At 72.6% G+C, this 7,239-nt stretch carries 7 protein-coding genes and 1 pseudogene; 3 read left to right on the top strand and 5 right to left on the bottom strand.

All coding sequences use genetic code 11. The annotated features are described in order from the left end of the window. A pseudogene (locus tag AOK23_RS12565) lies at positions 1-296 on the bottom strand (hypothetical protein); the annotation flags it as partial. A gap of 263 nt (positions 297-559) precedes the next feature. Then, the gene (pdxR, locus tag AOK23_RS12560; protein WP_055712800.1) at positions 560-1,999 is read right to left on the bottom strand and encodes a MocR-like pyridoxine biosynthesis transcription factor PdxR; all 1,440 of its coding nucleotides are present in this window, start codon (positions 1,997-1,999) and stop codon (positions 560-562) included. Between the two features lie 41 nt (positions 2,000-2,040). Here pdxR and AOK23_RS12555 point away from each other — a divergent pair, with 41 nt between their 5' ends. Then, positions 2,041-2,601: a carboxymuconolactone decarboxylase family protein gene (locus tag AOK23_RS12555; protein ID WP_055712799.1), complete on the top strand. Its 561-nt coding sequence runs from the start codon at positions 2,041-2,043 to the stop codon at positions 2,599-2,601. 148 nt (positions 2,602-2,749) lie between these two features. Here the strand turns inward: AOK23_RS12555 and AOK23_RS12550 are convergent, their stop codons facing one another. The 3 genes from AOK23_RS12550 to AOK23_RS12540 all read right to left on the bottom strand — a co-directional run bounded on the left by AOK23_RS12550 (position 2,750) and on the right by AOK23_RS12540 (position 5,682). Further along, positions 2,750-4,237, bottom strand: a complete 1,488-nt coding sequence (locus AOK23_RS12550; RefSeq protein ID WP_055712798.1) for a glutamate synthase subunit beta — start codon at positions 4,235-4,237, stop codon at positions 2,750-2,752. A gap of 134 nt (positions 4,238-4,371) precedes the next feature. Further along, entirely contained in the window at positions 4,372-4,851 is a 480-nt protein-coding gene (locus AOK23_RS12545) for an anthrone oxygenase family protein (RefSeq protein WP_055712797.1), read from the bottom strand. A gap of 147 nt (positions 4,852-4,998) precedes the next feature. Next, entirely contained in the window at positions 4,999-5,682 is a 684-nt protein-coding gene (locus AOK23_RS12540) for a DUF2293 domain-containing protein (RefSeq protein ID WP_055712796.1), read from the bottom strand. 92 nt (positions 5,683-5,774) lie between these two features. Here AOK23_RS12540 and AOK23_RS12535 point away from each other — a divergent pair, with 92 nt between their 5' ends. Then, a complete protein-coding gene (locus tag AOK23_RS12535; RefSeq protein ID WP_206336186.1) occupies positions 5,775-6,416 on the top strand; it encodes a nucleoside/nucleotide kinase family protein in 642 nt (213 codons plus the stop codon). 224 nt (positions 6,417-6,640) lie between these two features. Beyond that, positions 6,641-7,069, top strand: a complete 429-nt coding sequence (locus tag AOK23_RS12530) for a CBS domain-containing protein (RefSeq protein ID WP_055712794.1) — start codon at positions 6,641-6,643, stop codon at positions 7,067-7,069. Positions 7,070-7,239: the final 170 nt, after the last annotated feature.

The raw sequence follows: 7,239 nt of genomic DNA, 5'->3' as shown, positions 1-7,239 counted from the left end.
CCGTGGCGGGCCGACGGCCCCGCTGACACGTCGAAGCCGGGCGGGAGCACGAAGCCGGGCAGCACCGGGAGCCCCGCGCGGGCCGCTCGTGCGAGGTGGGCCGCCTTGGAGCCGGTGAGCGGGCGCAGCGAGGCCGTCGGCTGGGTCAGGGCGACGACGTGGGAGCCGGACGCCGATGTGCCGGATGCCGATGTGCGGGATGCGGGGGTGCCGTCGGACGTGCCGTCACTCCGGGGCGGTCGCCCGCCGTGCGCGCCTTCTCCGTGGTCTCCCGGACGTTCGTCGAGCGTCGTCATCAACACCCTCCAGGACCTGCCGTCAACAGGGGGGACGCGCGGGAGGGGCCCTACGCCTGACGACGGAACGAAGGATGGGGGCAGGTCACCGCCGAGTTGTCATGCGGTGCCGGCAGCGGTGCCGTACCTCCTGAGGCCATGGTCCCACTGGAGTTGATTTCTTGTCGAATGGGCGTCATGTGCCCTCGTGATGTGCCTCCGTGGCTCCGTGCCCCCTGTCTCCATTGAGAGGGGCTGGGCGCCGGGGCGCGCGGCCGGAGCGTTCACTCCGGTGGCAGCACCCCGCACAGCGCCTCCACCGCCGCCGCGTACGCATGTTCTGGGGGCGTCGCGTACCCCACGACCAGGCCGTCCGGCGCGTCCCCGCCGGTCGCCCGCGGATGCCGGAACTCGGCCAGCCCGTCGAGCGCGATGCCCTGCCAGGTCGCCGCCCGCACCACGGACCGCTCGGTGCCCGGCGGCAGCCGCAGCACCGCGTGCAGCCCGGCCGCGATCCCGGTGACCTCGATGTGCGGCGCCTGCGCGGCGAGGGCGGCCACCAGCCGGTCGCGCCGCGCCCGGTACCGCTGCCGCATCCGCCGCACATGACGGTCGTACGACCCCGAGACGATGAAGTCCGCCAGCGCCAGCTGGTCCGGGGCGCTCGCCCACGCCTCCCGCTCCCCCTTCGCCTCCAGCGTGGCGTCGACGTACCGCTCCGGCAGCACCATCCAGCCCAGCCGCAACGCCGGCGACAGGCTCTTGCTGACCGAACCGATGTGCACGACCCGCTCGGGATCCAACCCCTGCACGGCGCCGACGGGCTTGCGGTCGTAGCGGAACTCCCCGTCGTAGTCGTCCTCCAGCACCACCCCGCCACGCGCGCGTGCCCAGTCGACGACGGCGGCCCTGCGGGACGGATGCAGCGGCCCGCCGGTCGGGAACTGGTGCGCGGGCGTGAGCAGCACGGCCCGCTCCCGGTCCAGTCCGTCGACCCGCGCCCCGTCCTCGTCCAGCGGCAGCGGAACGGTCCGTACGGACGCCGCGGTCAGCAGTTCCCGGTGGAAACCGAGGCCGTACGACTCGACGGCCAGCGGGCCCCGCAGCACCCGCCCGTGCCCCGGACCGCTGACGTCGCTGTGGAAGAGCAGCCGCAGGGCGTGGGCGAAGCCCGAACAGATCACGATCCGTGAGGGCTCGGTGCGCACCCCACGCGCGCGTGCCAGATACTCGGCGAGCGCCTCGCGCAGCTCGATCCGGCCCGCCGGATCACCGGGCCCGAACGCGTCGTTGGGCGCCTTTGCCAGCGCCCTGCGGTACGACGCCGCCCAGGCCGCCCGCGGGAACGACGACGCGTCCGGAGTGCCCTGCCGCAGATCGTGCCGTGGCCCACGCGCGCGTGCGGGCACCTTCTTCGGGACGCGCGCGGACGCGTTCAGCGGTGCCGCCCGCTCCGCGACCCGGGTGCCCGAGCCCTGCCGCGCCGTCAGCCACCCCTCAGCGACGAGCTCCGCGTACGCGTCGGCGACCGTGTTCCGCGCGACCCCGAGATCCGCCGCGAGCGAGCGGTACGGCGGCAACCGGGTGCCTGGCGCCAGCCGTCCGCCGCGAACCGCGTCCCGCAGGGCCCGGATGAGCGCGGCGCGCCGGCCCCCGGCGGCGGACAGCTCCAGATGCAGATCGGCACCGATCCGCTCCGCGGAATTGACCCACGAATCCTCCATGGAAATGCACCCTACGGCAGGTCTTTCCGGCCCATAGATTCATGGTCATGACGACGAACACGAGCACGAACACGAGCACAAACACGGTCACCGGCGCGGGCCTGGACGCGACGGCGAACGCGATCACGGACGCGCCGGCGAGCACCGCGCCCCAGCCCCGCCGCATCGACTTCGCCAAGGCGGCCCGGCCCGTCTTCCGCGCGCTCATCGGCTTCGACGCGGCGGCCCGCGAGGGCCTCGACCCCGCCCTCGTCGAACTGATCCAGATCCGCGCCTCCCACCTCAACCACTGCGCCTACTGCCTGCACATGCACACCAACGACGCCCGCAAGGCCGGCGAGAGCGAGGACCGCCTCCACATGGTCCCGGTGTGGCGCGAGGCCCGGCATTTCTTCACCCCGCGCGAGCAGGCGGCCCTCGCCCTCACCGAGGCGGTCACCCTCGTCGCCGACCGAGGCGTCCCCGACGACGTCTACGCCCAGGCCGCCGCCCATTTCGACGACACCGAACTGGCCCGCGTCCTGTCCCTGATCCTCACCATCAACACGTGGAACCGGATCGCCCTGGCGACGGGAAAGATGGCGGGCACGGACGAACGCTAGCGCTGTGACCGGAAAGGTTCACCGGCTCACGACGCCCGGCACGGCACCCGCGAGCTTTCCGGCAAACCTTTCCGGCCACAGCACAACTAGAGCCGGCGGGCACCGACCAACGCTTGGAGCCGGCAGCGGCCGTGCGGAGCCGCCCGCGTCACGCCGTCATCGGTCGGTCGTACGGGCCTATCGGCGTCGGCAGTCGCTCCGTGCCGGTGAGTCGGCGGTCCACCGCGGCGGCCACCGCCCGACCCTCGGCGATCGCCCAGACGATGAGGGACTGCCCCCGGGCGGCGTCCCCGGCCGCGTACACGCCGGGCACGTTGGTCTCGAAGTCCGGCCCGCGGGCGATCGTGCCCCGCGGTTCGACCGCCAGCCCCAACTGGTCGATCAGCCCGTCGTGGCGGTCGGGGCCGGAGAAGCCGAGGGCGAGCAGGACGAGGTCGGCGGGGAGGGTCCGCCCGGTGCCCGGCCGCGGTCGGCGCCGTTCGTCCACCTCGATCAGGTGCAGCCCGCGCACATGACCTGCCTCGTCCCCCCTGAAGCGGAGCGTGGACGCCGCGAACAGCCGCGCGTCCGCGTCCGCGGCCGGCGCGGTGCGCAGATCGCGCGCCTCCTCGTGCGCCGCCGAGAGCCGGTAGATCTTCGGATACGTCGGCCATGGCTCGACGTCCTCGTCCCGCTCCGCCTCCGGCAGGGGATAGATGTCCAGCTGGGTCACCGACGCGGCCCCCTCCCGCACCGCCGTGCCCAGACAGTCCGCCCCCGTGTCACCGCCCCCGACGATCACCACATGCTTGCCCGCCGCCGACAGCGGCGAGACCTCCAGATCCCCCTCGCAGACCCGGTCGGCCAACGGCAGATACTCCATCGCCTGATGGATCCCGGCCAACTCCCGCCCCGGGACGTCCAGTTCACGCCACGCCGTGGCACCCGTCGCGATCACCACGGCGTCGTACCTGGCCCGCAGCTCGGCGGCCCCGATGTCCTCGCCGACGCTCGTCGACGTACGGAACTTCGTGCCCTCCGCCCGCATCTGTTCCAGCCGCCGGTCCAGATGCCGTTTCTCCATCTTGAACGCCGGGATCCCGTACCGCAGCAGACCCCCGACCCGGTCCGCCCGTTCGTACACGGCGACCGTGTGCCCCGCCCGGGTCAGCTGCTGAGCGGCCGCCAGACCCGTGGGCCCGGACCCGATGACGGCCACCGTCTTCCCGGTCAACCGGTCCGGCGGTCGGGGTGGAGTGAAACCGTCCTCCCAGGCGCGGTCGGCGATCGCCACCTCGACGTTCTTGATGGTCACCGCGGGCTGGTTGATCGCCAGCACGCAGCCCGCCTCGCAGGGGGCGGGGCACAACCGCCCCGTGAACTCGGGGAAGTTGTTCGTCGCGTGCAGCCGGTCGCTGGCCGCCCGCCAGTCCTCCCGCGAGACGAGGTCGTTCCACTCGGGGATGAGATTCCCCAACGGACACGCGTCGTGGCAGAACGGGATACCGCAGTCCATACAGCGGTCGGCCTGCTTGCTGATGATCGGCAGCAGCGCACCCGGAACGTACACCTCGTTCCAATCCCGCACCCGTTCCCGCACGGGCCGACGGGGCCACTCCTCGCGCGGGGTGGTCATGAAACCCTTGGGATCGGCCATCGCCGTCTCCCTCACGTATCGCATGCGCGTACGGGCACGGCCGTACGCCGGCGGACTCGGGGCGCTGTGAGGGTCGTCCGTCTTCGGGCGGCACTCGTCTCCCGCCACGATACGACGCGCCCGGCGCGTATGCCTCAGGCGAGGGCGAGCAGATAGCAGAGCGCCGCGCCGACCGAGGCGGCCGTCCTCACGTGGTTCCACCTCGTCCACTCGCTCACATAACGCTGCCAGTAGGCGGCCGCCTCCCGCGTGCCCGGGTCCAGCGTGGCCAGGGTGTCGTTGCGCGGGACGTTCGCCACCATCGTCACGCCGAAGCAGCCGACCAGATACAGCGCGCTGCCCAGCAGCAACGCGACCGTCCCCTCGTCCGGCCACAGCACGAACGTCACCACCGCCAGCACGGCGCACAGCACCGCCGTCCCCACGAAGACGAGCATGAACGCCGGTGTCACGGCACTGATGTTGATCGCCTGCATCGCGGCGGCCCCCTGCGCCGGCGGCAACGAGGCCAGTCCCTTCATCACGAAGGTCGAGAACCCGCAGAACACGCCCGCCACGACCGCGGTACCGAGCAGCCCCAGCACCACCAACACGAAGTACGGCCCGTCGATCATGTGCGCTCCCACGTCGTTCCCCCGATTCCGAAGAGCCTGCCCCGGCCCTCGCCGTCACCACAAGTGAACGCCCGCACGGACAGCGTCACCATGGCCGAGAAGCGCACCCCCATCAGCGAACGTCCAAGGTGGGGCCGCACGGGACATTCACCCCGTACCCCGCCACTCCCGCAGCCTCGTCTCGACGGCTCCCGCGATGCGGCGCCGGGCCTCGTGGCGTGCAACCCCGTTCATCAGGAAGCGGTCGTACGGCGTGTCCACGTGCCGTACGGACGCGATGACCGCCGAGGTCACCGCCATCTCCGACAGGGCCCGCCCCGCCGCGCTGCGCCCGACGCGTCCGCTGCCGCGCACGGAGGCATGGGCGGCGATCTCCCGTGCCCGCTCGGCCGGACACGCGGGGAACAGCCGCCGTATCTCCGCCGCGAACGCGTCCGTGAACCGCACGTCCTCCGCGGCCCGCCGCCGTGCGTCCCGTACCCGGCGGCGCCTTCGTGCCTCGGCGTCGGCCAGGCACCGCTCCTCCGCGCGGGCGAGCGCCACCTCCTCGACCAGGACGCCCTGCCGCTCGTACCGGCTCTTGCGCCGGTTGAACCGCACGACCACCGCCGACAGCGAACTCTCCTCCCTGGCCCGTCGGGTGAGCGCGGTGTCGCCGCGCGGCAGGAACACCAGATGCCCCAGGTCAGCGCAGTCGAGGCAGCGCGGCGCCCCGTTCTCCGGCGCGAGTAGCGCCACCGGCCCGCCCCGGCACTCGGCGCAGCGCTTCTTCCTGAGTGCCTGCACGACGACAAGTCCGGTACGGGGTGGGGGAGTAGCCAGCGCTGCCATACGCGGTTCATTCCCCCTGCCGACCGCATGGTCACGTGGCGGGTGGGCCGGTCCCGCGGCCGGCTCGGGCGGGGTGCGCGGGGCGCGGCATCATGGAGCGTGTGCGACTCGAAGCGATCACCTGGGAGCGGCTCGGCGATCTCCTCGCCGACCGTCTCCTCGACCTGAAGCCGGACGACGGTTCCCCGTGGCCGCGCATCGCCTTCGACGGCGCCCCCGCCGCCCGCCCGGGCGACCTCGCGGCGCGGGTGTCGGACGCGCTGCGCGTACGCGGCCGGTCCTCGCTCGTCGTGGGAACCGAGGGCTTCCTCCGGCCGGCGTCGCTCCGCTTCGAGTACGGACACCAGGACGTGGAGGCGTACTACAACGGCTGGTTCGACACGGCTGCCTTGTGGCGTGAAGTCTTCGGTCCGCTCGAACCCGGCGGCACGGGTCGTGTCCTGCCCGACCTCTGGGATCCGGACACGGACCGAGCGACCCGCAGCCCCTACGTGCAACTCCCGTCCGACGCCCTGCTGTTGCTGCACGGTCCCCTCCTTCTGAAGGACTGGTTCCCCTTCGACCTCACCGTCCACGTCCTCCTCTCCCCGGGCGCCCTGCGCCGCCGCACCCCGCAGAGCGAGCACTGGACCCTGTCCGCCTTCCAGCGCTACGAGACCGAGGTGGACCCGGCCACCACGGCCGATGTCCTGGTCCGCGCCGACGACCCACGGCATCCGGCCTGGGGCGGCTGACGGCCGACCGCCGGCTCGACCGACCGCCCCACCCCTCTGCCGAGGCAGCACGGGAGAGCGATCAACCGTGAGCCGACTCCCGCCGCGGCGTCTTCCTCCGGGTGCGACCGCGGCCGGGCGCGGTGAGAATGAGCAGCGCCGGGACCAGCGGTGCCGTCCGCGCCGCGTCGGTACCAGCGGCGCCTCCCGCGCCGCGCCGGCCGCCCGGCTTCAGGAGGTACCGCATGACCACCGCCGGAGACATCATGCACCGGGGCGCCCAGTGGATCCCCGCCCACGAGACCCTGGACCGCGCCGCCCAGCTGATGCGCCAGCTGAACGTGGGGGCGCTCCCCATCAGCGACGAGAACGAACGCCTCTGCGGCATCCTCACCGACCGCGACATCGTGGTGGGCTGTGTCGCCATGGGACACGACCCGTCCCGCGTCACGGCGGGCGACCTGGCGAAGGGCACACCGCGCTGGATCGACGCCGACGCCGACATCAGCGAGGTGCTCGAAGAGATGAAGGAGCACCAGATCCGACGGCTTCCGGTGATCCACAACAAGCGCCTCGTCGGCATGATCAGCGAGGCCGACATCGCCCGGCATCTCCCGGAGGACCAGATCGCCGACTGGGCCGAGAGCGTCTACGCCCGGACCCCGACACGCTGACCCGGCCGAGTCCCGTCCGCCCCTCCTTCCCGCTCCATTGCTCTCCTTGCCTAGTGCTGTGGCCGGAAAGGTTTGCCGGAAAGCTCGCGGCGTCCGGTGCGGTGCCTCGCAAGGCGGAGCATGACCCGCGTACTGGATGTACTCGGGTCATGCGACAACGCCGCGAGGTG

This window comes from Streptomyces torulosus (assembly GCF_001419765.1).
GTDB classification, from domain to species: domain Bacteria; phylum Actinomycetota; class Actinomycetes; order Streptomycetales; family Streptomycetaceae; genus Streptomyces; species Streptomyces torulosus.
Note: the sequence above shows the minus strand (reverse complement) of the source record. Positions and strands in the feature narration are given on the sequence as shown.

Excerpts from the sequence above, each read along its gene's own strand:
- pdxR (WP_055712800.1), bottom strand. The coding sequence starts at position 1,999 with ATGGAGGATTCGTGGGTCAATTCCGCGGAGCGGATCGGTGCCGATCTG.
- AOK23_RS12555 (WP_055712799.1), top strand. The coding sequence starts at position 2,041 with ATGGTCATGACGACGAACACGAGCACGAACACGAGCACAAACACGGTC.
- AOK23_RS12550 (WP_055712798.1), bottom strand. The coding sequence starts at position 4,237 with ATGGCCGATCCCAAGGGTTTCATGACCACCCCGCGCGAGGAGTGGCCC.
- AOK23_RS12545 (WP_055712797.1), bottom strand. The coding sequence starts at position 4,851 with ATGATCGACGGGCCGTACTTCGTGTTGGTGGTGCTGGGGCTGCTCGGT.
- AOK23_RS12540 (WP_055712796.1), bottom strand. The coding sequence starts at position 5,682 with ATGGCAGCGCTGGCTACTCCCCCACCCCGTACCGGACTTGTCGTCGTG.
- AOK23_RS12535 (WP_206336186.1), top strand. The coding sequence starts at position 5,775 with ATGGAGCGTGTGCGACTCGAAGCGATCACCTGGGAGCGGCTCGGCGAT.
- AOK23_RS12530 (WP_055712794.1), top strand. The coding sequence starts at position 6,641 with ATGACCACCGCCGGAGACATCATGCACCGGGGCGCCCAGTGGATCCCC.